The organism is Protaetiibacter intestinalis (genome assembly GCF_003627075.1).
Classification (GTDB): Bacteria; Actinomycetota; Actinomycetes; order Actinomycetales; family Microbacteriaceae; genus Homoserinibacter; species Homoserinibacter intestinalis.
Window position 1 is genome coordinate 2,042,354 of sequence record NZ_CP032630.1, and the last position, 23,658, is coordinate 2,066,011.

The 23,658-nt window shown below is 71.1% G+C and carries 25 protein-coding genes; 19 read left to right on the forward strand and 6 right to left on the reverse strand.

Translation table 11 applies throughout. From position 1 onward, the window contains the following. Positions 1–13: 13 nt before the first annotated feature. The 5 genes from D7I47_RS09625 (at position 14) to D7I47_RS09640 (ending at position 4,502) form a co-directional block, all read left to right on the forward strand. Positions 14–469, forward strand: coding sequence for a hypothetical protein (locus tag D7I47_RS09625; RefSeq protein WP_120762837.1), 456 nt, complete (start codon positions 14–16; stop codon positions 467–469). A 512-nt stretch (positions 470–981) separates the two neighbouring features. Further along, positions 982–1,662 (forward strand): hypothetical protein, encoded by a 681-nt coding sequence (locus tag D7I47_RS14770; protein WP_157981693.1) that lies wholly within the window; start codon positions 982–984, stop codon positions 1,660–1,662. A gap of 76 nt (positions 1,663–1,738) precedes the next feature. Continuing rightward, complete coding sequence (locus tag D7I47_RS09630; RefSeq protein WP_170154373.1) at positions 1,739–2,770, forward strand: peptidoglycan-binding domain-containing protein; 1,032 nt, start codon at positions 1,739–1,741, stop codon at positions 2,768–2,770. Continuing rightward, positions 2,767–3,408 carry an ABC transporter ATP-binding protein gene (locus D7I47_RS09635; protein ID WP_120762839.1) on the forward strand — a complete coding sequence of 214 codons (642 nt, stop codon included), beginning with the start codon at positions 2,767–2,769 and terminating at the stop codon, positions 3,406–3,408. Before D7I47_RS09630 ends, D7I47_RS09635 begins: the two co-directional genes overlap by 4 nt. Next, entirely contained in the window at positions 3,405–4,502 is a 1,098-nt protein-coding gene (locus D7I47_RS09640) for an ABC transporter permease (protein WP_120762840.1), read from the forward strand. The genes D7I47_RS09635 and D7I47_RS09640 overlap by 4 nt, the downstream gene beginning before the upstream one ends. Positions 4,503–4,553: 51 nt before the next feature. Here D7I47_RS09640 and efeB read toward each other — a convergent pair whose 3' ends face one another. From efeB to efeU, 3 genes are read right to left on the reverse strand one after another with little or no spacing between them, the layout of a single operon-like run. Beyond that, positions 4,554–5,828, reverse strand: coding sequence for an iron uptake transporter deferrochelatase/peroxidase subunit (gene efeB / locus D7I47_RS09645; protein WP_120762841.1), 1,275 nt, complete (start codon positions 5,826–5,828; stop codon positions 4,554–4,556). Then, the gene (efeO, locus tag D7I47_RS09650; RefSeq protein ID WP_120762842.1) at positions 5,829–7,046 is read right to left on the reverse strand and encodes an iron uptake system protein EfeO; all 1,218 of its coding nucleotides are present in this window, start codon (positions 7,044–7,046) and stop codon (positions 5,829–5,831) included. Positions 7,047–7,097: 51 nt separating this feature from the next. Continuing rightward, positions 7,098–7,964: an iron uptake transporter permease EfeU gene (efeU, locus tag D7I47_RS09655; protein WP_120762843.1), complete on the reverse strand. Its 867-nt coding sequence runs from the start codon at positions 7,962–7,964 to the stop codon at positions 7,098–7,100. A 126-nt stretch (positions 7,965–8,090) separates the two neighbouring features. Between efeU and D7I47_RS09660 the strand changes: the two genes are divergently transcribed. The 4 genes from D7I47_RS09660 to D7I47_RS09675 are packed head-to-tail and all read left to right on the forward strand — an operon-like array spanning position 8,091 to position 11,214. Further along, entirely contained in the window at positions 8,091–8,465 is a 375-nt protein-coding gene (locus D7I47_RS09660; RefSeq protein ID WP_120762844.1) for a hypothetical protein, read from the forward strand. A 9-nt stretch (positions 8,466–8,474) separates the two neighbouring features. After that, entirely contained in the window at positions 8,475–8,795 is a 321-nt protein-coding gene (gene fdxA, locus D7I47_RS09665) for a ferredoxin (RefSeq protein ID WP_120762845.1), read from the forward strand. A 3-nt stretch (positions 8,796–8,798) separates the two neighbouring features. Continuing rightward, positions 8,799–9,893 (forward strand): succinyldiaminopimelate transaminase, encoded by a 1,095-nt coding sequence (dapC, locus tag D7I47_RS09670; protein WP_120762846.1) that lies wholly within the window; start codon positions 8,799–8,801, stop codon positions 9,891–9,893. Between the two features lie 25 nt (positions 9,894–9,918). Next, the gene (locus tag D7I47_RS09675; RefSeq protein WP_120763905.1) at positions 9,919–11,214 is read left to right on the forward strand and encodes a citrate synthase; all 1,296 of its coding nucleotides are present in this window, start codon (positions 9,919–9,921) and stop codon (positions 11,212–11,214) included. A gap of 309 nt (positions 11,215–11,523) precedes the next feature. On the opposite strand, the gene D7I47_RS09680 is transcribed toward D7I47_RS09675, so the two are convergent. Continuing rightward, positions 11,524–12,384: a DUF559 domain-containing protein gene (locus D7I47_RS09680; RefSeq protein WP_120762847.1), complete on the reverse strand. Its 861-nt coding sequence runs from the start codon at positions 12,382–12,384 to the stop codon at positions 11,524–11,526. Between the two features lie 270 nt (positions 12,385–12,654). Continuing rightward, positions 12,655–13,572 carry a 2,3,4,5-tetrahydropyridine-2,6-dicarboxylate N-succinyltransferase gene (dapD, locus tag D7I47_RS09685; RefSeq protein WP_120762848.1) on the reverse strand — a complete coding sequence of 306 codons (918 nt, stop codon included), beginning with the start codon at positions 13,570–13,572 and terminating at the stop codon, positions 12,655–12,657. 37 nt (positions 13,573–13,609) lie between these two features. On the opposite strand from dapD, the gene dapE reads away from it, so the two are divergent. From dapE to D7I47_RS09700, 3 genes are all read left to right on the forward strand, one after another. Continuing rightward, on the forward strand, positions 13,610–14,689 hold the full coding sequence (gene dapE / locus D7I47_RS09690) for a succinyl-diaminopimelate desuccinylase (RefSeq protein WP_120762849.1): 1,080 nt from the start codon (positions 13,610–13,612) through the stop codon (positions 14,687–14,689). Beyond that, on the forward strand, positions 14,668–15,912 hold the full coding sequence (locus D7I47_RS09695) for a hypothetical protein (RefSeq protein WP_120762850.1): 1,245 nt from the start codon (positions 14,668–14,670) through the stop codon (positions 15,910–15,912). Before dapE ends, D7I47_RS09695 begins: the two co-directional genes overlap by 22 nt. 72 nt (positions 15,913–15,984) lie before the next feature. Further along, positions 15,985–16,155, forward strand: coding sequence for a DUF3117 domain-containing protein (locus D7I47_RS09700; RefSeq protein ID WP_120762851.1), 171 nt, complete (start codon positions 15,985–15,987; stop codon positions 16,153–16,155). Positions 16,156–16,230: 75 nt separating this feature from the next. Here D7I47_RS09700 and D7I47_RS09705 read toward each other — a convergent pair whose 3' ends face one another. Continuing rightward, on the reverse strand, positions 16,231–16,863 hold the full coding sequence (locus tag D7I47_RS09705) for an O-methyltransferase (RefSeq protein WP_120762852.1): 633 nt from the start codon (positions 16,861–16,863) through the stop codon (positions 16,231–16,233). 57 nt (positions 16,864–16,920) lie between these two features. On the opposite strand from D7I47_RS09705, the gene D7I47_RS09710 reads away from it, so the two are divergent. The 7 genes from D7I47_RS09710 (at position 16,921) to D7I47_RS09740 (ending at position 23,611) form a co-directional block, all read left to right on the forward strand. Then, positions 16,921–17,304 (forward strand): Sec-independent protein translocase family protein, encoded by a 384-nt coding sequence (locus D7I47_RS09710; RefSeq protein ID WP_120762853.1) that lies wholly within the window; start codon positions 16,921–16,923, stop codon positions 17,302–17,304. A 157-nt stretch (positions 17,305–17,461) separates the two neighbouring features. Beyond that, positions 17,462–18,472 carry a TerC family protein gene (locus D7I47_RS09715; RefSeq protein WP_405083430.1) on the forward strand — a complete coding sequence of 337 codons (1,011 nt, stop codon included), beginning with the start codon at positions 17,462–17,464 and terminating at the stop codon, positions 18,470–18,472. 31 nt (positions 18,473–18,503) lie between these two features. Further along, positions 18,504–19,022 (forward strand): FHA domain-containing protein, encoded by a 519-nt coding sequence (locus tag D7I47_RS09720; protein WP_120762855.1) that lies wholly within the window; start codon positions 18,504–18,506, stop codon positions 19,020–19,022. A gap of 143 nt (positions 19,023–19,165) precedes the next feature. Beyond that, entirely contained in the window at positions 19,166–20,011 is an 846-nt protein-coding gene (locus tag D7I47_RS09725; protein WP_227000590.1) for a PP2C family protein-serine/threonine phosphatase, read from the forward strand. Between the two features lie 2 nt (positions 20,012–20,013). After that, positions 20,014–21,213 (forward strand): FHA domain-containing protein, encoded by a 1,200-nt coding sequence (locus D7I47_RS09730; RefSeq protein ID WP_120762857.1) that lies wholly within the window; start codon positions 20,014–20,016, stop codon positions 21,211–21,213. Continuing rightward, a complete protein-coding gene (locus D7I47_RS09735) occupies positions 21,213–22,883 on the forward strand; it encodes a serine/threonine-protein kinase (RefSeq protein WP_120762858.1) in 1,671 nt (556 codons plus the stop codon). The genes D7I47_RS09730 and D7I47_RS09735 overlap by 1 nt, the downstream gene beginning before the upstream one ends. Further along, positions 22,880–23,611, forward strand: coding sequence for a hypothetical protein (locus tag D7I47_RS09740; RefSeq protein WP_120762859.1), 732 nt, complete (start codon positions 22,880–22,882; stop codon positions 23,609–23,611). Before D7I47_RS09735 ends, D7I47_RS09740 begins: the two co-directional genes overlap by 4 nt. Positions 23,612–23,658 lie beyond the last annotated feature (47 nt).

Sequence of the window (23,658 nt, forward strand, 5' to 3'; positions counted from 1 at the left end):
GCGCGTCGTGAGAGTGTCCGCATCCCTCCCGGAGGTCACCGTGTACCGCACCACCACCACCCGCATCCGCCTGGCCGCCGCCCTGGCGGCGCTCGCCCTCACGGCGGGCGGCCTCGCCGGCTGCTCGCTCATCCCGAACCCCGTGAAGGACATCGTCGAGAACGGCGGCGGCGACAGCGGCAACGACAACCCGCTCGGCTCGCTGCCCGCCGACTGGCCGAGCGAGGTGCCCGTCGTCGACGGCACGATCCTCGTCGGCCTCAAGACCACCGACACCGCCTGGGGTGCGACGATCCTCGTCGCCGACGAGGCGGCCGCGAAGCAGTCCACCACCCTGCTCGAATCGGCCGGGTTCACCCCGCTGTTCGAGGGCTCGACGTCCTACGAGAACGACCGCTACACGGTCGTCGTCCAGTGGGGCGACACCGACGACGGCTACACCATCGCGTACGTCGTCGTGCAGAAATAGGCCAGAGGTGCTCGGTGACAGCATCCGGCTCCTCGGTCGTGAGGTTGAAGGCGCCACGGCTGAGGTTGCAGGTAGAGTGCACGGCGACCCGCGGGTCGTCCGCGAAGGACGTGCGAGAGTGCGTTGGCGGGCCTACCCGTTCGGACCGAAGCCCTAGATGCAAACCGCCTGCGGGCGCGCGTCGAATGTGCCGCTCGTGTGCGCATACCAGCTGGCGGCCGTTGCGTTCGAGATGCTGGAGTGTGCATAACCAGACGCCCAGCTCCACTGCCCCGTCCCGATCTCGTGATAGGTGGTTCCGCTGAGGGTCCAGGTATTGAGGCCAACCACTTGGGCACCCCCTGGACAGTGCTTATAACCGCTGCCGTCATCGTTTGCGGTGGCAGGACTTGCGGCTACTGTCAGCACCAGAAGGAGACTTGCTCCCAGTGCAGTCGCAGACTTGATCTTGTACCCCATGCGCATGCTCCCTTCAACCTGACGACTTCTTGGCTATTCGGTATGCTCGCCCCATGGTCGGCACGCAAGAGTGGCGAACGCACCGGTGTGCCGCGAGGGCCACGAGTGGGCGACGTCGGACCGTACTGTTTGGTCTTGTGCTTGTCGCAGTTGTTCTATCTGGATGCGCAGTCACCCCCCCCGGGACGCGCGCGACGACACCTGCATCGGAGCCGGACGACTACTCGTGGAAGGCGCAGTCCGACGCGGCCTGGGAGAGGGTGCTCGATGTCGATGCAGACGCGGAGCGCCCGGATGTTGCGATGGAGCGGTTTGTCGGAAATGAGGAATGGGCCACGACCGTGGTTGCCTGTCTCTCGGAGGAGGGCTTCGACGCAGAAGCCAAACCCGACGGCGGCATCTTCTACGATTACGGATCGCAGCGGGCGGCCTACGCCATGGCGCTCTACGTCTGCACGACGAAGTACCCCGTCGATCCGAGGTACCTGCAGCCGCTCACAGATGAGCAGCTGGCCGAGCTCTATGCGTACAGTTCCCAGACGTTGAAGCCGTGCCTGGAGGCTCAGGGGTTGGTCGTGCCCGACCTCCCGAGCCTGCAGGTATATCTGGACGCGCACGGTGGAGTCGAAGCCTGGAACCCCTACGCGGACCCGACTCATGCGATCGACTCGTCTGAGAAATGGGACGAGATCAGCGCGAACTGCCCGCCCTATCCGCCGGGGCTATATGGCTAGCGCGGCGCGCCAGGGCGAACCCGGCGCACCGACGACGGTCCGCAGACCCGGTTGGTTCACCGTCGCGGCGATCGCCGTGGCCTGCCTGCTTGCAGGCGGTGGCTCCGTCTGGGCCATCACGATCGTGTTCTCCCCTCCTGCCGATGTTCTCGACTCGACCGGATTCACGACGGCGGAGATAGTCCAGGGCGAAGTCGGCGCGAGCATCGATTTGATCACGACGGCGGCGTGGAGTCCTGTCTTGATCGGGAGGAACCAGGCGGCGGGTACCGTCACCCGAGTGACGGTCACATCCGGACAAGAGGTGACCGGCGGAGACGTTCTCTACTGGGTGGATGAACGCCCCGTCGTCATCGCCCCTGGACCTGTGCCCGCCTACCGCTCCCTGGCCGTCGGCACGGCCGGCTCCGATGTAGCACAACTCCAGCAGCTGCTCACGGGGATGGGGTTCTACCACGGTGTGGCCGACGGCAGCTTCGGATGGAGCACCCGGCAGGCGGTCCGGGCGTGGCAGAAGAGCATCGGTGTAGCTGGCGACGGTGTCGTCGGCGTGGGGGATGTTGTCTTCGTACCCAGCCTTCCGACGCGCATCGCGCTCGACGTCGACGTCGTCGAGGTCGGCGCCGGACTGTCCGGAGGCGAGCCGGTGGTGTCCGGACTGCCCCCGGCGCCGCGCTTCGTGCTCTCCGTCGCCGACTCGCAGTCGAGGATGATGCCGAACGGCACCCGGGTGGAGGTCACCGGTCCGGATGGTCAGAACTGGGAAGCATTCGTGGTGGATCGTGTTGAGGACGCCCAGGAGGGGAGTTCGGTCGACATCGTCCTCGGAAGGAGGGACGGAAGTGCCGTCTGCGGTGGCGATTGCGGGACCATTCCCGTCACGGGAGAGGCGCTGTTGCGATCGAGGGTGGTGACGGTCGAGACGGTGGCCGGATTGGTCGTGCCGAGCGCGGCGCTCGTCTCGCAGGTCGACGGCTCGCTCGCCGTGATCGATGAGACCGGCGTCGAGCACGAGGTCTCCGTCGTCGCGAGTGCTCACGGCATGTCCGTCATCGAAGGCGTCGACGCGGGCCTCCGCGTCCGTCTGCCCGCCGAGGCGAGTCATTGACCACGATCCTCGAAGCGATCGATATCGGGTTCGGTTACTCGCCGCGAGTGAGGCTGCTGAATGAGTGGTCGGCTTCGTTTCGTGAGGGCGAGGTCGTCGGTATCACGGGAAGCTCGGGTCGCGGGAAGTCGACGCTGCTCTACCTTCTTGGACTCATGCTTCGTCCTGATGACGGCTCGCTCCTCGTCGACGGGCAACCGGTGCACTCGCTTTCCGACTCCTATCGCTCCAGGCTCCGGGCGCAGAAATTCGGTTTCGTGTTCCAAGATGCCGTCCTCGACGCGACCCGGACGGTACTCGACAACGTTGTCGAGACGGCTCTGTACCGGGGGGAGGCGCGGCGCGATGTGGTGCCGCTCGCGATGGACCTCCTGGAGCGCTTCGGCGTGCAACTGCGCGCGAATGCGAAACCCGGTCAGGTTTCCGGGGGGCAGGCGCAGCGGATCGCGTTGTGCCGTGCGCTGCTGGGTCGGCCCCGCATCCTTCTCGCGGATGAGCCCACCGGAAACCTGGACTCGGAATCAGCAGAGGTCGTCGTCCGCGCGTTCCGCGAACATGCCGAGAGAGGCTCGGTAGTCCTGATCGTGAGCCATGATGCCCAGCTCGTCGCGCGATGCGATCGGAGCATCGCGCTATGACCGGGATACGCAGGCTTCTTGCACTCGGGCGCGAGGCCCTGGCGTCGACGATCTCGAGCCCCATCAGCGCCGTGGTGACGCTCGTAGTTGTCGCCGCTATGTGCGCGATCGTGCTTCTGACGACGGGCCGCACGGTAGGTGCTGAGCAAGCCGTGATCGATTCGATCGATTCGGCGGGAACCCGGGCGATCGTAGTCCGTGCGCAGGGTGGCGCTGGACTCACGAGTGACGTATTGACACGACTTGCGACGATCGACGGCATCGAGTCCGCCGTCGCGTTCGGTCAGGCGTACGACGTCACCAACAGCAGTATTCCCGATGGAAACAGGGTGGCTGCACGGAAGGTCTATGGCGGGGATCTCGAGACGTTAGGAATGACCATCGCGTCTCCGGTGCCAAGCGCATGGGCCTCTGGCGATGCCCTCAGCCGGCTGGGGATGCGCGGCGGCATCGGGTCGGTCACGACCTCACTCGGAGAGGACTATGCGGTGGCGGGGGAGTTGCGAGTGCCAAGCTGGCTAGTCTTCCTCGCTCCGGTCGTCTTGATCCCCGACACGGAGCCGGAGCAGCCGGTCACGGTGCTGGTGGTCATTGCGGAACGGCCCGATCTGGTTGCACCGGTCGCCTCCGCTGTGCAAGCGGTGCTGGCGGTGGACGACCCGAGCCAGGTAACGGTGACGACGAGCGAGGAACTCGCGCAGTTACGGGCGCTCGTCCAAGGGCAGCTCGGCTCCTTCGGGCGGGGGCTCGTCATACTCGTGTTCGCAGTGAGCGGCATCCTCGTCGCGGCGATCCTCACAGGATTGGTCATCCAGCGGCGCAAGGACTTCGGCCGTCGCCGTGCGCTGGGAGCCACCCGTGCCCTTGTCGTCGGAATCCTGTTGGTGCAGTCCCTTCTCCTGGCGTCGATGGGGGCGTTGGTAGGGGTCGCGGTCGCGCTCGTCGTGTTGCTTGCGGGGGACGACCCGCTCCCGGGTGCCGCCTTCACCGCGGCCGTCGCGTTCCTGGCCGTGATGGTCAGCGTCGTCGCCGCAGTCGTACCCGCGCTCATCGCCGCCCGGCGTGATCCGCTCAAGGAGCTTCGCGTTCCGTAGAAGCGAACGCGTGCCACCAGGCGCGGCCGCGTTCGGCACGTGGTGGTGGGCTCAGCCGAGCAGGCCGTCGCCGATCGAGGCGCCGGCCTGCACGCCGGGCGGCACGGCGAACACCGCCGAGCCCACGTGGCGCAGGTACTCGTTGAGGCCGTCGCGGGCGAGCGAGCGCTGCACCGCGACGAAGCGGGCGGGGTCGCGTTGGAAGCTCAGGAAGAACAGGCCCGCGTCGAGCCTGCCGAGCTCGTCGTTGCCGTCGACGAAGTTGTAGCCGCGGCGCAGCAGGCGGATGCCGCCGTTGACGTCCGGATGCGCGAGCCGCACGTGCGCGTCGTCGGCGATCGCGGGGGCGCCGTCGGGCGTGGTCGCCGTGAGGTCGAGCTCGGTGAACTCGCCGCCGCCCGACATCGGGCCGCCCTCGCCCTTCGTGCGGCCCACGAGGTCCTCCTGCTCGGCGAGCTGAACGCGGTCCCAGCTCTCGATGATCATCCGGATGCGGCGCGCCACGAGGTAGCTGCCGCCCGCCAACCAGCCGGGGCCGTCATCCGCGGAGACCCAGACGTGCTCGGCGACCGCATCCGGCTCCTCAGCCTTGATGTTCGCGGTGCCGTCCTTGAAGCCGAACAGGTTGCGCGGCGTCGTCTGGCTCGTCGAGGTGGAGGAGGTGCGGCCGAAGCCCAGCTGCGACCAGCGCAGGCTCGCGCGGCCGAAAGCGATGCGGCTGAGGTTGCGGATGGCGTGCACGGCCACCTGCGGGTCGTCGGCGCAGGCCTGCACGCACAGGTCTCCGCCGCTCTTCTCGGGCACGAGCGCGTCGCCCGTGAACCGCGGCAGCGGCTCGAGCGCCGGGGGTCGACGGTCGGCGATGCCGAAGCGGTCGACGCCGTCGGCGGTCTCGAAGAGGGTCGGGCCGAAGCCGAAGGTGAGGGTGAGACCGGATGCCGGAAGACCCAGCGCCTCGCCGGTGTCCTCCGGCGGGGCGTAGGGGGAGCCGCCCACGGCGCCCGACTCGCCCACCTCGAGACCCTGCGTCATCCGCGCGGCCGCCTCCGTCCAGTCGGCGAGCAGTGCCGCGAGGTCGTCGCGGCTTGCGTCCGCCGACATGTCGAACGCCGCGAAGTGCAGCCGGTCCTGGGCGGGCGTCGTGATGCCCGCCTGGTGCCTGCCGTAGAAGTCGTACCGGCGGGCGGAGGCGGACCCGCCGCCCCCGTCCGCCGCCGAGACGGCCGCGGCACCCGCTGCGAGGCCCGCGACCGCGCCGACGCCCCCCGCCGCGGCGAGACCGAGCAGGCCGCGGCGGGAGAGGTCGGACGGGGAGGGTTCAGGCAATCAGACTCCGAGGACGGTGCTGGTGAGCTGCGAGAGCGGCTCGGCGAGCGCGTTCACGGCGTCCGAGAGGTCCTTGCGCTGCGCGTCGGTCACCTGATCGTAGGACGTGAAGCCGTCGGCGATGGAACCGTACTCCGCGAGCTCGTCCTGCAGGGCCGAGAACTGCTTCTCGATCTCCGTCACGAGGGCGGCGCCCTCATCCGTCTCGGAGGCGAGCTTCTTCACGTTGCCGAAGGCGACGGATGCGCCGTCGACGTTCGCGGCGAAGTCGGTGAGGTCGGTGTGGCTCCACCAGTCCTCCTCGCCGGAGATCTTGCCGGTCGCGACCTCGTCGAGCAGGCCGATGGCGCCGTTCGAGATGTCGGAGAGGCTCACCGTGAACGACGGGTCCGACACGAGGTCGAACAGCTGCTGCACGTCGGCGACGAGCTGCTCGCCGAACTCGGCGCGCTGCTCGGTGCTCGAGGGCTGCCAGTCGAGCCAGGCGCTCGTGCCGTCCGAGTTGAGGGCGTCCTCGGCGGGCACCCAGAGGTCCTTCTCGATGCGGTGGAAGCCCGTCCAGTCGAGGCCCTCGGCGACCGCGTCGACCTCGCGGTAGTCGATCTTCGGGTCGAGGTCGCCGAACGCCTCGGCGGTCGGCTCGATGCGCTCGTAGGACACGCGCGTCGAGGCGAAGAGCGAACGCGCGGTCTCGTCGTCGCCCGAGGTGTAGGCGTCGACGAAGGCCTGCACCTGCGGCAGCAGCTCGCCCACCTGGGAGCGGATGTAGGAGACGTAGTTGGTGACGGCCTCGTCCTCGAGGGCCTGGCGGTCCTCGTCGACGGCGGCGGCCTCGCCCGTGACGGTGAACTCGGCGAGGCCCGTCGGGGCGCCGACGAGCTGGAACTTGCACGCCGTGTAGTAGGTGCCGGGGTCGAGCTGGGCGACGTAGTCGACCGTCTGCCCCGGGGTCACGTTCTCCTTCTCGCCGACGATCCGCAGCTGGTCCTCGGCGAGGATCTCGAACTCGTTGACGTCGGTGCCGTTGTTGGTGAGCGAGAACGTCACCGGGCCCGCGGCGGCCGTGTTCGCCGAGACCGCGCATCCGGTGTCGGTGATGTCGACGGTGAGCGCGGTACCGGTCGGGTTGTTCGGCACGCAGCCGGCGAGCGCGAGCGCGGCGACGGCGACGGCCGCGCCGGCGGCGAGGGGGGTGCGGACGGTGGGGCGGCTGGGCATGGGTCTCCTCGGTGGTGGGATGCCCGACATCGGGCGGGGTGGATCGCGTGGTCAGGCGGTGGGCTCCGCCGCGGCGGCCGTCGGCGTCGCCCCACGGGGGAGCGGTGCACGGCGGCTGAGGCGGAGGAACACGATGCTCGTCACGACGATGTAGGCGAGCCAGGCGATGAGTTGGGCCCAGGTGGGCTCCGGGGTGAAGTTGAAGATGCCCGCGAGCAGGGTCGCGTACCAGCTGGTGGGCGGGATGACCGCGGCGAGGCTGAAGGCGGGCTGGCCCCAGCCGGGGATGAGGCCCGCCTCCTGCAGGTCGCCGACGCCGTACGCGAGCACGCCCGCCGCCACCAGGATGAGGAAGACGCCCGTCCAGCGGAAGAAGACGGCGAGGTTGATGCGCACGAAGCCGCGGTAGATCAGGTACGAGATGACGACCGCCGCGAGGATGCCGGCGACGGCGCCGATCGTGCCGAGCACGGGCTCACCCGTCGACTTGACGCTCGCCCACACGAACAGCGCGGTCTCGATCCCCTCGCGGCCGACCGCGACGACGCCGAGCAGCACGAGGCCCCATCCGCTGCCCGTCGCGCTGCGGGCGAGGGTCTCGTCGAGCTGGTGCTCGAGCTCGCCGCGCAGCCCGCGCGCGTGGCGCAGCATCCAGAAGATCATCCAGGTGACGAGCGCGACCGCGAGGATCGACAGCCCGCCGCCGAGCAGCTCCTGCGCCTGGAAGCTCAGCCCGTAGGGGCCCCAGGTGAGGATCGCGCCGACCGCGAGCGAGGCGGCGATCGCGAGCGAGATGCCGATCCAGAGTCGGGGGAGCAGGTCGGCGCGCCCGAGCTTGCGCAGGTAGGCGATCAGGATGCCGACCACGAGGCCGGCCTCGAGGCCTTCTCGCAGGCCGATGAGCGCGTTGGCGAGCACGGGACTTCCGGGTGAGGGGGATGGGGATTAGGTAAGGCGATCCTTACCGCGGATGACACGCTACCCCCGGGATCGGCGTCCTGTCCACCCGGCGCGCGCACGGCATCCGCGGGCTATCGTGACGACGTGGACACGCACCTGCTCGGCCGGATCGGCGCGGCGCTCGTGGGCGCGATCGCGGGCGGGCTCGTCGGGCTCGTCACGACCTTCACGCACCGGCAGCTGCCGCCGTGGGGGCTCATCGCGGGGCTGCTCGTCATCGCGGCGCTGCTCGCCGGGCTGCGGCTCGCCGTCGCCGGGCGGCTCGTCGCGACCGTCGCGGCCCTCGCGGTGCTGGCCGCGGTGGGGGTGCTCGCGCTGCCCGTCGGCTCCGGATCCGTGCTCGTCGCGGACGACGAGCTCGGCTGGACCTGGCTCGTCGCGACGGCCGTGCTGTGCGTCGGCGCGGTCGCCTGGCCGTCGCCCCGCGCGCGTCCGGAGCGCCCCGGTACCGACGCCTAAGATGGACGGGTGACCTACGTCATCGCCCTTCCCTGCGTGGATGTCAAAGACCGCGCCTGCATCGACGAATGCCCCGTCGACTGCATCTACGAAGGCGACCGGATGCTCTACATCCACCCCGACGAGTGCGTCGACTGCGGCGCCTGCGAGCCGGTCTGCCCCGTCGAGGCGATCTACTACGAAGACGACCTGCCCGAGCAGTGGGCCGACTACTACAAGGCCAACGTCGAGTTCTTCGAGGAGATCGGATCGCCCGGCGGCGCCGCAAAGGTCGGCGTGATCCCCGGCGACCACCCGCTCGTCGCCGCGCTCCCGCCGCAGGGCGAGTAGCCCGTGGCGCTCGCGCTCCCCGACTTCCCCTGGGACCTGCTGACGCCGTACGGCGACCGTGCCCGCGCGCATCCGGGCGGCATCGTCGACCTCTCGGTCGGCTCGCCCGTCGACCCGACCCCGGCATCCGTGCGCGAGGCGCTCGCCGCCGCCACCGACGCGCACGCCTACCCGGCGACCGCCGGCTCGCCCGCCCTGCGCGAGGCCATCGTCGAGTGGTACCGCCGTCGGCGCGGGGTGCCCGACCTCACGGTCGACAACGTCATCCCGACGATCGGCTCGAAGGAGTTCGTGGCGCTGCTGCCGACGCTGCTCGGGCTCGGCCCGGGGGATGTCGTGGTGCAGCCCACCGCCGCCTACCCGAGCTACGCGGTCGGCGCGGCGGTCGTCGGCGCGACCGTGCTGTCGTCGGACGAGCCCGAGGAGTGGCCCGCCGAGACGAAGCTCGTGTGGCTCAACAGCCCCGGCAACCCCGACGGCCGGGTGCACTCGCTCGCGTTCCTGCGTCGCGCCGTCGTGCGGGCGCGCGAACTCGGCGCCGTGATCGCGAACGACGAGTGCTACGCCGAGCTCGACTGGGGCTCCGACGAGCCGACCCCGAGCATCCTGCACCCCGAGGTGACGCAGGGCTCGCGGCGCCTCACCCTCTCGGTGTACTCGCTCTCGAAGCAGTCCAACCTCGCCGGCTACCGCGCCGCGTTCGTCGCCGGATGCAGCGACCTCGTCGGCGAGCTGCTCGCCGCCCGCAAGCACCTCGGCCTCATGCCGCCGGCGCCCGTGCAGGCCGCCATGCTCGTGGCGCTCGCCGACGAGCGGGGAGTGGCGGAGCAGAAGGAGCGCTACCGGCGGCGCCGCGACGCGCTCGCCGGGGCCCTCACGGCATCCGGGTTCCGCATCGACGGCTCCGAGGCCGGGCTCTACCTGTGGGCGACGCGCGACGAGGACTGCTGGACGACCGTCGCGGCCCTCGCCGAGCTCGGCATCCTCGTCGCGCCCGGCGCGTTCTACGGGGATGCCGGGGCGCGTCACGTGCGGGTCGCCCTCACGGCCACCGACGAGCGGGTGGACGAGGCGGTCTCCCGCCTCGGCGCCCGGTGACCGCGGGCGCCGGTAGGCTGTCATGGTGAGCGACGCGACGAGCAGCGAGAAGGTGACCCTGAACCTCGGCGATCGGGTCGCCGACTTCCCGGTGCTGAGGGCGACCGACGGGCGCGACGCGGTCGACCTGTCGAGCTTCACGAGGCAGACCGGGTACAACACCTTCGACCCCGGCTTCGTCAACACGGCCGCCACCCGCAGCGCGATCACCTACATCGACGGCGACGAGGGCATCCTGCGCTACCGCGGCTACGCGATCGAGGACCTCGCCGAGAACTCCACCTACCTCGAGGTCGCCTGGCTGCTCATCTACGGCGAGCTGCCGACGCAGTCCGAGCTCGCCGAGTTCTCCGAGAAGGTGCGCCGCCACACGCTCCTGCACGAAGACCTCAAGCGCTTCTTCTCGGCCCTGCCGCACACGGCGCACCCCATGTCGGTGCTGTCGGCCGCCGTGTCGGCGCTCTCGACCTATTACGAGGACTCGCTCGACCCGAAGAACCCCGAGATGGTCGAGCTCTCCACCATCCGCCTCCTCGCGAAGCTGCCGGTGATCGCCGCCTACGCGCACAAGAAGACGCTCGGGCAGGCGTTCCTCTACCCCGACAACTCGCTCGACTTCGTCGAGAACTTCCTCAAGCTCAACTTCGGCAACCTCGCCGAGCTGTACCAGGTGAACCCCGTGCTCGTGAAGGCGCTCGACCGCCTGCTGATCCTGCACGAGGACCACGAGCAGAACGCCTCCACCTCCACCGTGCGGCTCGTCGGCTCGACCGAGGCCAACATGTTCGCCTCCATCTCGGCCGGCATCAACGCGCTCTACGGCCCCCTGCACGGCGGCGCCAACGAGGCGGTGCTGCGGATGCTGGCGCAGATCCAGGAGTCGGGCGAGTCGGTCTCGAAGTTCGTCGAGCGGGTCAAGGCCAAGGAGGACGGCATCCGCCTCATGGGCTTCGGGCACCGCGTCTACAAGAACTACGACCCGCGCGCCCGCCTCGTGAAGGAGTCGGCCGACGAGGTGCTCGCCGACCTCGGCGTGAAGGACCCGCTGCTCGACATCGCCAAGGAGCTCGAGCAGATCGCCCTCGACGACGACTACTTCAAGGAGCGCCGGCTCTACCCGAACGTCGACTTCTACACGGGCGTCATCTACAAGGCGATGGGCTTCCCGACGCGCATGTTCACGGTGCTCTTCGCGATCGGCCGCCTCCCCGGCTGGATCGCCCACTGGCGCGAGGCGAACGCCGACGCCGGCACCAAGATCGGCCGCCCCCAGCAGCTCTACGTCGGGCCCGCCGCCCGCCCCTGGCCCACCGGCCGCTGAGCGCGCCGCCGCCCCTCTCCTCCGCCGCGCCTCCTCCTCCTCCTCCTCCTCCTCACGGGCCCGCTTCCCCAGAAATGCAGGAGATCCGCCCCACCTCCCCCCGGATCTCCGCGCCAGCACCCGCGCAACCGCTGAATCTCCTGCATTTCTCCACACACATCTCCACTTCGGGAGGCCGAGGGTGGCGCCTCGGCTTGAGGGCGTGAGCGTCACTGCCCGTCCAGAAATGCAGGAGATTCGGGTCGCGGCGGCTGGCGGATGCCGTGGCAGCAGAGAGCGGACCGAGACTCTCCTGCATTTCTGGAGTGGTCAGCTGTGGTCGTTGCGGACGAGCGCGGCGCGGATGGCGGCGAGCACCTCGTCCGGACGATAGACGACCTGCGCGTAGCTGAAGCGCAACACCCGGTAGCCGAGGACGCTGAGCTTGGCATCGCGCATCCGATCGTGTTCGAAGCCCGCATGGGCACCGTGGAACTCGCGACCGTCGACCTCGATGACGAGCCGATCTCCGATGAGGAAGTCGACCCTCATGTCGTCGATCCACTCCTGGATGCGGAAGCCGATTCCCGCACGGATGAGGAGACCGCGCAAGACTGATTCGGGGAACGACCCCGATGCCGGGTCGCCGGCATCCGCGATCCATCTCGAGGCCGCGGGGAGGCGACGCGCCAGTTCGGGGAGTGCACTCCGGCGGATGAGGCCGAGCCGGAGCGCGCTGTCGACAGCCCCCAGCACCCACTCGGCGGGGAAGCACGTCGCGAGGTCGAGGATGCACGCTTCGGGCGTGGTCCGGTAGCGGTCGGATGAGGGGCGGCGGCGCCAGTGGATCCGGACGCGAGGGTCGGGTTCGTCCGCGATCCGCACCCGCATGTCGTGCGCGGTGCGCATCCGGGCGTGCCGCGGGGGAACGCAGACGTGCAGCCGGTCGTCGGGTGGAACCCACATGCCGAAGGTGCGGGCGGCGCTTGCGCAGCCGAGCAGCCCTCCGACGCGCCAGGCGGACGCGAGCAGCTCGTCGATGCCGGGCAGCGCGTACCAACCCTGCCGGATGCGCACGATCACGCCGTGGCGTGCAGCGTAGCTGAGCGAGTTGTAGCTCCAACCGAGTCGGAGGAGCGCGAAGGCGGGTGCGAGTCCGCCGAGGGTTCGGATGGCGTCGTGGAGGTCCATCCTGCGACCGTCGCCGATTCCGGAGTCGCATCCGCTTCGAACTCCCGCAACCGTGGAGTGCCGACCACACGCACCGCTGTGGAGGACCGGTCACCGTCAGAAATGCAGGAGGGATGCGCACTGAGGCCACCGATTCCGGGAGCCGTCACTCGGGCGGGAGCGGATCTCCTGCATTTCTGGAGCGCGGAGGACGCAGGACGCAGGACCGAGGACTGAGTGCGGAGGGCGGCGGCGGCGGTGGCCGCACGGCGACGGCGGCGGCGCGGCCGGTCAGGCGTGCAGGGCGTCGTTGAGCTGGATGCCGTGGCCGGTGCGGGGGAGGGCCTCGACGGCGCCGGTGACCGAGTTGCGGCGGAAGAGGATGCCGGGCACGCCCGAGAGCTCGACCGCCTTGACGGTGCGGGGGCCGGCGGGCAGCAGGTAGGTGACCTTGGTGCCGGCGGTCACGTAGAGCCCCGCCTCGACGACCGAGTCGTCGCCGATCGAGATGCCGATGCCGGAGTTCGCCCCGAGCAGCGCCCGCGCGCCGATGACGACGCGCTCGGTGCCGCCGCCCGAGAGGGTGCCCATGATGGAGGCGCCGCCGCCGATGTCGGAGCCGTCGCCCACGACGACCCCCTGCGAGATGCGACCCTCGACCATCGAGGTGCCGAGCGTCCCCGCGTTGTAGTTCACGAAGCCCTCGTGCATGACGGTCGTGCCGGGTGCGAGGTGCGCGCCCAGCCGCACGCGCGAGGCGTCGGCGATGCGCACCCGGTCCGGCACGACGTAGTCCACGAGCCGCGGGAACTTGTCGAGCCCGAGCACCGAGACGCCCGCCCGCTGCAGCCGCGCCCGCGCGCCGCGCAGGGTGCCCGGATGCACCGGCCCGGCGGTCGTCCACGCCACGATCGGCAGGTGGGCGAAGATCCCGTCGAGGTTCACCTCGTTGGGCCGCACGAGCAGGTGCGAGAGCAGGTGCAGCCGCAGGTAGGCGTCCGGCGTGGAGGCGGGCGCCGCATCCGTGTCGAGCTCGACCAGCACCGCTTCGGTCGTGACGTCGCGCACCTCGTCCGCACCGACCTCCTCGGCGACGGATGCGGGCACGTCGCCCGCGGGCGTCCCGAGTGCGGGCGAGGGGAACCAGGTGTCGAGCACCGTCCCGTCGGCGGCGATCGTGGCGAGTCCGTGGCCCCAGGCGGTCGTCATGGCTCCAGGCTATCGGGGACCGTCATAGGGTTGAGCCGTGCCCGCCCTCGACCTGTCCGTCAGCACCCCCGAGCTCACCCGGCAGCTCGTCGACGTCTTCTCGGTCTCGGGCGAGGAGGCCGCGCTCGCGGACGCCATCGAGGCGGTCGTGCGCGCCCAGCCGCACCTCGAGGTGATCCGCGAGGGGGATGCCGTGGTCGCCCGCACCACGCTCGGCCGGCCCCAGCGGGTCGTCATCGCGGGCCACATCGACACCGTGCCGGTGAACGGCAACCTGCCCTCGCGCTGGGATGACGGCGGGGCGACGCTCTGGGGCCGCGGCACGGTCGACATGAAGGGCGGCTGCGCCGTCATGCTCGCGCTCGCGGTGGAGCTCACGGCTCCCGCGGTCGACGTCACCTGGGTCTGGTACGACAACGAGGAGGTCGACTCGAGCCTCAACGGTCTCGGCCGCCTCGCGCGCGAGCGGCCCGAGCTGCTGGTGGCCGACTTCGCGGTGCTCGGCGAGCCCTCGAACGGCGAGATCGAGGGCGGCTGCAACGGCACGATCCGTGTCGACGTCACCACCCGCGGCCGCCGCGCCCACTCGGCGCGCGCCTGGCTCGGCGAGAACGCGATCCACGCGGCGGCCCCCGTGCTCGAACGGCTCGCGGCGTACGAGGCCGAGAGCGTCGAGGTCGACGGTCTCGTCTACCGCGAGAGCCTCTCGGCGGTGCGCATCTCGGGCGGGGTGGCCGGCAACGTCATCCCCGACGAGTGCACGGTGCACGTCAACTACCGCTTCGCCCCGAGCCGGAGCGGCGCCGAGGCGCTCGCGCACCTCGAGCGGCTGTTCGCGGGGCTGCCGGTCGAGATCGCGGTCGCCGACCTCGCCGAGGGTGCCCGCCCGGGCCTCGACGCCCCGCTCGCGCAGCAGTTCGTGGCGGCGGTCGGCGGCGAGGCCCGCCCCAAGTACGGCTGGACGGATGTCGCCCGCTTCAGCGCGCTCGGCATCCCCGCCGTCAACTACGGCCCGGGTGACCCGGGCCTCGCGCACGCCGACGACGAGCGGGTGCCGGTCGCGCAGATCGAGCGGGTCGAGGCGGGCCTGCGCCGATGGCTGGCCTCGGCCGTCTGAGCCTCGCCGCGCGGGTGCGCTGGCGGCTCACGCCGTGGTGGGGCCGCGTGCTGCTGGTGTTCGCGGCGTCCCGTGCGGTCACGGGTGTCGCGATGCTGTGCTTCGCGGTCGTCGAGGCGCAGTTGAACCAGACGGTCGTGCCCGACCCGCTGACCTTCGCCAACAACTGGGACGGCAAGTGGTACGCGTGGATCGCGAGCTTCGGCTACCCGACCGAGCTGCCGGTCGGCCACGACGGGGTGGTGCAGCAGAACGCGTGGGCGTTCCTGCCGGTCTACCCGTTCCTGCTGGCGCCGTTCGTGCGCGCCGGCATCCCCTTCGCCCTCGCGGGGGTGGTGCTGACGCTCGCCGCGGGGGCCGCCGCCTCGCTGCTGTTCTTCGTGCTGCTGCGCGAGAACGGGTTCGCTCCCGGCTCCGCGCTCTTCGCCGTGGTGCTGCTGTGCACGGCGCCCGTGTCGCCGATCTTCCAGGTGACGTACGCGGATGCGCTGGGTCTCGCGCTGCTGTTCCTCGCGCTGCTGCTCGTGGTGCGTCGGCGGTTCGTCGTGCTGCTGCCGGTGCTCGTCGTGATGGCTCTCACGCGTCCGAGCGGGCTCGCCTTCGCGCTGTTCCTGCTGCTGTACTTCGTCACCCGCGTGGTGCGCGCGATCCGCACGCCGGCGTCGCATCCGCTGCCCCCGCGGGAGGCGGCCGCGCTGATCGTCGCGGGGCTCACGAGCGCGGCGGCGGGCCTCGCGTGGCCGGCGATCGCGTGGGCGGTGACCGGCTCGCCGACCGCCTACACCGACACGGAGCTCGCCTGGCGTTCGGGCTACGTGGGCACGGGCGGCTTCGAGCCGTTCGTCGACTGGTTCCACGGGATCGCGTTCTGGCTCGGCTTCTACGGCGCCCAGCCGGCGGATGCGATGCTCCCCGCGGCGGTCGTGCTGACGCTGCTCGCGGTGGCGCTGTTCGGCGTCTTCCTCGTCACCCCGTGGGCGCGGCGCCTCGGCATGGAGCTGCGGTGGTGGCTCGTCGGCTACCTCGTCTACCTGCTCGCGGTGTTCTTCCCGCAGTCGAGCACCTGGCGCCTGCTGCTGCCCCTCTCGCCCGCCCTCGGCGCCTTCGCGGTGCCCCGCTCGCGCGTGTTCCGGACGGCGCTCGTGGTGCTCGGGATCGCCGGGCAGCTGCTGTGGATCCACTGGTACTGGTTGCGCATGCCGGGCGACTGGTCGCCGCCGTGAGCGGGCACTCGATTCGCGGTGCCAGCGACTGGGCGGGATAATGGACTGAGCAACCATCGAAAGGGGACGACCATGGCAGCCATGAAGCCGAGGACCGGTGACGGCCCGATGGAGGCTGTGAAGGAGGGTCGCCTCATCATCGTGCGCGTTCCGCTGGAAGGCGGCGGGCGCCTCGTGGTCTCCGTCAACGATGACGAGGCCAAGGAGCTGCACGACGCACTCGCGAGCGTGATCGCGGGCTGACCCGATCCTGAACCGCAGACGCCCCGCCCGATCCCCGGATCGGCGGGGCGTCTGCGTTCGCGGGGGTCTCGGGCGTCAGTCGCCCGTCTTGACGAGCTGCAGCAGGCCGTCGCCCGCGACGCTCAGCGCGGCCGTCACGGCGCTCGACTCGGCGATGGTGGCGAGCAGCGCCCGGAAGTCGGCGACCGTCTCGTCGCGCTGCGCCGGGTCGGCGACGCGACCCCGCCACAGGGCGTGGGCGACCGCGACGACACCGCCGCGCCGCGCGATCCGCAGGCCGTGCTCCACGTAGTCGAGCACGGATGCCGGGTCGGCGTCCACGAGCACGAGGTCGTAGGCGCCGTCGTTCATGCGCGGCAGCACATCGGTGGCGCGTCCGGCGATGAGCCGGGCCCGCGCGGCGGCGATGCCGGCGTCGGTATAGGCCTGGCGGGCGCGGTTCTGGTGGTCGATCTCGACGTCGATCGTCGTGAGGGTCGCCGCGGGTGCGCCCTGCAGCAGCCACAGGCCGCTGACGCCGGCCCCCGTGCCGATCTCGAGGATGCTCTTCGCGTCGGTCGCCGCCGCGAGCACCGCGAGCTGCGCGCCCACCGCGGGCGAGACGGGCTCGATGCCGAGCTCGAGCGAGTGCTGTCGGGCGGTCTGCGTCGCGGCGGGTTCCACGGGGAACTCCTCCGCGAACTTCCAGCTCAGGTCCTTGTCGCTCACATCTCCTCCGCCCCCAGCGTAGGCCCGCGCCCAGGCGGTGCCGGTTATCCTGGGCGGGTGTCCTTCGGGTTGACCTTCGACAAGATCCTGATCATCTTGGTGATCGCGGTCTTCCTGGTCGGCCCCGAACGGCTTCCCGGCTACGCGGCCCAGCTCGCGCGCCTCACCCGCTCGCTGCGCGACCTCGCGAACGGCGCCAAGGATCGCATGCGCGAGGAGATGGGGCCCGAGTTCGACGAGGTCGACTGGGCCAAGCTCGACCCGCGCAAGTACGACCCGCGGCGCATCATTCGCGACGCGCTGCTCGACGAGGATGCGGCGGCTCCCGCGATCGCGGGGCCCGCGGCCGCGCCGCGCCGCGGTTCGGCGACCGCCTACGAGTTGCGGCAGCGCCGCCTCGGGCGGGGTGCGGTGCCGCCCTTCGACGCCGAGGCGACGTAGCGGCCCGATGCAGGGCTAGACTGGCGCGAGCGAAGGGGAGTATCCCACCTCGTCGCGACCGTCATCACGGGCTCCGACGCCGCAGCCCCGGTCGCGGCCACGGCATCCGCCGTGCGGGAGAGACGTTCGAGTCTCTCCCGTCCCCGAAAGGATCCCCGTGCCGGCCCTGCCCCTCTGGTTCGAGATCGGCACCTACGCGGTGCTCGCGCTCATCCTCGCCTTCGACCTGACGCTCGCCTTCAAGCGTCCGCATGTGCCGTCCACGCGCGAGTCGGCGCTGTGGATCGCGTTCTACGTCGTGCTGGCGCTCGCCTTCGCGGGCCTCATGCTGTGGCTCGGCGACGCCGAGCACGCCGGCCAGTTCGTGGCCGGCTGGCTCACCGAGTACAGCCTGTCGATCGACAACCTGTTCGTGTTCCTGCTGATCATGGCGCGCTTCTCGGTGCCGCGGCGCTACCAGCAGGAGCTCCTGATGATCGGCATCATCCTCGCGCTCGTGTTCCGCGGCATCTTCATCCTGCTGGGCTCCGCGCTCATCGAGAACTTCAGCTGGGTGTTCTACATCTTCGGCGCCTTCCTCGTGTACACGGCGATCCAGCAGGTGCGCACGGGTCCGCACGACGAGGTGGAGCGCGAGAGCCGCATGCTCAGCTGGGTGCGCAAGCGCATCGCCATCACCGACACCTTCGAGGGTGCGAAGATCCGCACCACGGTCGACGGCCGCCGGGTGTTCACCCCGGTGCTCATGGTGCTCATCGCGCTCGGCACGACCGACCTCGTCTTCGCCCTCGACTCGATCCCGGCGATCTTCGGCATCACGCGCAGCCCGTTCATCGTGTTCACGGCGAACGTCTTCGCGCTCATGGGGCTGCGGCAGCTCTACTTCCTGCTGGGCGACCTCGTCGACAAGCTGCACTACCTCAAGTACGGCATCGCCTTCATCCTGCTGTTCATCGGCGTGAAGCTCGTCTTCCACGCGATGCATGCCAACGAGCTGCCGTTCATCAACGGCGGCGAGGCCATCGAGTGGGCGCCTGAGATCAGCACCTGGACCTCGCTCGCGGTGATCGTGGCGTCGATGACGGTGGCGGTCGTGGCGAGCCTCGTCCGGATGCGGGTCGAGGCCCGGGCGGAGGCGAAGTCCGGGGAGCACGGCGAGCGCTCTTGACGTGAACGTCCCGGCTGGAAATGATCGGGGAATGGATGAGCGTCCGCCGGGGTACTTCCCGCCCGAACAGCCGCTGCGTCCGCCGTGGCTGCGCGAGGCGGGCGACGAGCTCGCGCCCGAACTCGTCGACACCCGCACCAAGCTCGTCGGCCGGGGGCTTCCGCCCCGCGACCCGTCCGAGCCCGTGTTCTTCCCGGGGGGTCCGCCGCGGCACGTGAGCGCGGGTTGGGTGCTGCTGCTCGCGGACGGCGACCGTGTCGCGGTCGACGGCCCGATCGTCATCGGGCGCAAGCCCTTCGAGGTCGAGGGGTTCCCGGGCGCGAAGCTCGTGAGCGTCGTCGACCGTGAGAAGACGGTCTCCAAGAACCACGCGATCCTGCTGCCGTACGACGGCGGCCTGTTCGTGCTCGACCTGAACTCGACGAACGGGGTGGCGGTCGTCGCGAACCGCAAGCGCACCCCCGTCACCTCGACCGAGTTCTCGCCCGTGCCCGACGGTGCGGTCGTCGAGCTCGGCTCCTACCTGCTCGGCGTCGACCAGGTCTCCTGAGCGCGGCCCGCCTCGCCGGTCCCGCTCCCGGTCGTCGCGGGTGCCGCGCGCGATGCATGGGGAGTTCTCCCCGGTGCCCGCGTAGGAGGAGGGTCCGCCGGATTGCTACGGTGGGGCGGACTGCGTTGCTGAGGGGAGTGCCGGTGGAGGTTCGCGAGGAGTTCGCGATCGGCGACATCGCCGTGCACTTGCGCTACGCGGGCGACAGCAACGTGGGCTCGGTGCGTGCGAACAACGAGGACAGCTTCCTCGCGGCCCCGCCCTTCTGGATCGTCGCGGACGGCATGGGCGGTCACGCCCACGGCGACCTCGCGAGCCGCTCCGCGGTGCAGGCCTTCGAGGCGCTCGCGGCCGGCTCCGCGACGAACGCGCGTGCCGTCGTCGACGCCGTGCGCGCCGCGAACGCGGCCGTGCGCGAACTGCGCGAGGAGACGATCGCCGGCACGACCCTCACGGGCGTCGCGCTCGTCGACATCGAGGGCGCGGGCCCGCACTGGATGACGTTCAACGTCGGCGACTCCCGCACCTACAGCTGGGACGGCCGCCGCCTCGAGCAGCAGAGCGTCGACCACTCGGCCGTGCAGGAGCTGCTCGACGCGGGCATCATCACCCCCGCCGAGGCGGCCGCGCATCCGCAGCGCAACGTCGTGACGCGCGCGCTCGGCGCGGAGGCGGAGGTCGAGGCGGACGTGTGGCTGCTGCCCCTGCGGGGTCGGCAGACGTTCCTGCTGTGCAGCGACGGGCTCACGAAGGAGCTCGACGACGAGGAGATCGCCCGCATCATCGTCTTCCACGACCAGCAGGCGGCGCGCGAGCCCGACGGGCCGACGCTCGCCGAGCGGCTCGTCGGGGCGGCCATCGCGGCCGGGGGACGCGATAACGTGACGGTCGTCGTGGTGGAGTCGGAGCTCGCCGGGGTGCCCGGTGAGCTCGGCGAGACCGTCGACCGCGATCCCCGCCTGTTCGAAGACACGATGCCGAGAGCCTGACCATGACCCATCGCTACACCGCGGCCGGTGACGGCTGGCTCGCGTTCGTCACGCCGGGGCGTCAGCTGTTCGTCGGTGCCGAGCTCGACCCGGCGGTGATCGACCGGCTCTGGGCGCGGATGCGCGACGAGCGCGGCCCCGCGGGGATCCTCGAGGCGCTCACCGCGAACGGCCTGTTCGCGACGCCGCCGTTCGCCTTCGTCGAGGCCGGCGACGGCACCGTGGGCGTCATCGTCCGCGGGGACGCGGTGGTGCGCGCGGGCGCCGAGCAGGTCTCGGGCGCCGGGGCGACCACCTGGATCGAGCGCCGGCTGCCGGGCGGTTCCGTCGGGGTCACGCTCTCCGGCACCGGGTCGCTCGAGCTCCCGATCGAGGCGGGCGTCGTGCGCGCCGGCTCGTTCGCGAGCGGCAGCGCCGCGCTCGCGGCACCGGCACCGGCGGCACCGGCACCCGCACCGGTCGCCGAGCCCGCCGCTCCCGCGCCCGACCCGTCGCCGGCGCCCGCGCCGGCCCCCGTCGTCGCACCCGCAGCCGTCGCCGAGCCCGCACCCGCGGCACCCGAACCCGTCGCATCGGAGATCTCCGAGGAGACCGTCGTGAGCGTCGACGAGGTCGGGCTGCCGCCCGCGGCCTCCGCCGAGGACGCCGCGGCGCCCGCGGGCGGCTACGACTACCTGTTCGGCGACACGATGTACCGCTCGGTCGAGGACGCCGCGGTGCGCGCCGAGGAGCCGGAGGAGGCCGAGGAGGAGGCGCCCGCCGCCGGCGGCGACCACGACGGCAGCACCGTGCTCGCCTCCTCGATCACCCGCACGCGCGGCTCGAAGCGCGCCGCGCGCGAGGCGCCCGCCCCGCCGCCCCCCGCATCCGTCTTCGTGGTGCTGCCGAACGGCACGCGCGAGCCGCTCGACCAGGCGATCGTGATCGGCCGCGCGCCGAGCGTCTCGGGCGTGCCCGCGGCGCAGCTGCCGCGGCTCGTGACCGTCACGGGCGGCGACCAGGACATCTCGCGCTCGCACGTGCGGCTCGCGCTCGAGGGCGGCACCGTCGTCGTCACCGACCTGCACTCGCGCAACGGCACCACGATCGTGCTGCCGAACGGCGAGACCCAGAAGCTGCGCGGCGGGGAGCCGACCCCCGTGATCGTGGGCACCGTGGTGGATCTCGGCGGCGGCGTCGAGCTGCGACTCGAGGAGGTCTGATGCGTCGGCCCACGTCGTCGCCCCCCGAACTGCCCGGCTACAGCTACGTGCGGGTGCTCGGCTCGGGCGGGTTCTCGGACGTCTTCCTCTACGACCAGCAGCTGCCCAAGCGCCGCGTCGCCGTCAAGGTGCTGCTGCTCGACGAGCTCACCCCCGCCAACCGCGCCGCCTTCGTCGCCGAGGCGAACCTCATGGCGCAGCTCTCGGCGCACCCCTACATCGTCACGATCTACCACGCCGACGTCGCCTCCGACGACCGGCCCTACTTCGTCATGGAGTACTGCTCGGGCCCGAGCCTGGGCGAGCGCTACAAGCAGGCGCCGCTCGCGGTCGCGGATGCGCTGCGCACAGGGGTGCGGCTCTCGAGCGCCGTGCAGACGGCGCACCAGGCCGGCATCCTGCACCGCGACATCAAGCCCGCCAACGTGCTCAGCAACGACTACGGGTGGCCGGCGCTCACCGACTTCGGCATCTCCTCGGCGGTCGACGACGCTCTGCCCGCCCACACGACGACCGTCGCGGGCGCGGTCGGCGACACGAGCACGAGCGGTACGAGCGGTCAGGTGGGCCTCTCGGTGCCGTGGTCGCCGCCCGAGATGTTCGAGGACGATCCCGATCCGGACGTGCGCAGCGACGTGTTCTCGCTCGCCGCGACGATCTGGACGGTGCTGGCAGGCCAGACCCCCTTCGAGGTGAAGGGTCGCGGCAACGGCACCCTCGACCTCATCGGCCGGATCGAGCGCGGTGCGATCACCCCGATGGACCGCACCGACATCCCGCGCTCGCTCATCGCGGTGCTGCAGAAGGGCATGGCGACCGAACGCGAGGACCGCTTCGCGAGCGCCCTCGACTTCGGGCGCGCGCTGCAGCGGGTCGAGATGGAGCTGGGCTACGCGCGCACCGAGCTCGAGGTGCCGAACCTGCACCTCGAGGCGCCCGAGCGGCCCGCCGACACCGGGGGAGCGGACGAGACCCGCGTGCGGCAGGTGGCGACGATCGAGGCGCAGCCTGTCGCCGCAGCCCCGCCGCCCGGCGGCGCCGACGAGACGCGCGTGCGGTCGACGACCACGATCGAGGCGCAGCCGTCCGCAGCCCACGTCTCCATGCCGCCGGCCGCCCCGTCGGCACCGGTCACCCCGCCTGTCGTCGTCGACGCACTGCCGTCCGAGACGGTCGTGCGGCCGCGCGGACCCGCGCCGCAGCAGCCGCCGCCGGCTCAGGTGGAGTCGGTCGACCCCGCGCCCACGCGCTCGGGCCGCGGACGCGTCGTCGGCATCGTCGTGGGTGTGCTCGCGGCGCTCGTGGTCGCGGCCGTGGTCGTCGGGATCGTGCTGTTCGGGGGATCGCCCGAGGAGGCGGGGCCGACGCCCGGGGCCAGCTCGAGTCCCGACGCCGTCGTGCCGACGATCATCCCGGTGCCGGAGCTCGCCTCCGCGGCGACCGCCGAGGGCACGGTCGTCACCTTCCCGGTGACGAACCCCGACCCCGAGGACGGCGACCGGCTCGTGTGGCGGCTCAGCCGGGCAGACCAGCCCCAGTTGAAGACCGCCGAGGGGGATGCCGTGGTCGTCGACGGCTACACCGAGGGCACGCCGCTGTGCGTCGACATCATGATCCTCCGCGCCGGTAAGACGTCGGATCCGCTCACGACCTGCTACCCGCCCGCATGAGCACCGCCCTCCGCATCGAGTTCTGCGGCGAGCGGTACACCGCGACGCCGGGGGAGACGTTCGTCATCGGCCGCGAGGGCGACCTCGAGATCGACGACAACCCCTACCTGCACCGCCGCTTCCTCGCCATCGACGAGGAGCGGGGACTGTGGTGGATCAGCAACGTCGGCAGCCTGCTCTCCGCCACGATCACCGACGGCTCGGGCGGGGTGCAGGCCTGGCTGCCGCCCGGTGCCCGGCTGCCCGTCGTGTTCCCGCTCGTGCAGGTGCTGTTCAGCGCGGGCTCCACCACCTACGACTTCACGATCGAGAACGACGAGCAGTACTTCTCGACGACCAACATCCACTCGGGCGCATCCGGCACGACGACGATCGGCGTGGTGCCGCTCACCAGCTCGCAGCGCCTGCTCGTCGTGGCGCTGTCCGAGCACGTGCTGCGGCAGGATTCCCCCGGCCGTGGCGAGATCCCGAGCTCGGCGGAGGCGGCGGAGCGTCTCGGTTGGCCGCTCACGACGTTCAACCGCAAACTCGACAACGTGTGCGAGAAGCTCGACAAGGTGGGCGTGCAGGGGCTGCGCGGAGGCCGTGGCAAGCTCGCCACCAACCGCCGTGCGCGGCTCGTCGAGTACGCCGTCGCGAGCCACCTGGTGAGCCGCGAGGACCTCGTGCTGCTCGACCGCAACACCTCCGCGGGAGCCGCGGCGCACGCGGATGGGGATGGGGAGTAGTCCCCGTTCGCGGGCAGAAAACGAACAGCGCTCGCATGTTAGCCTGA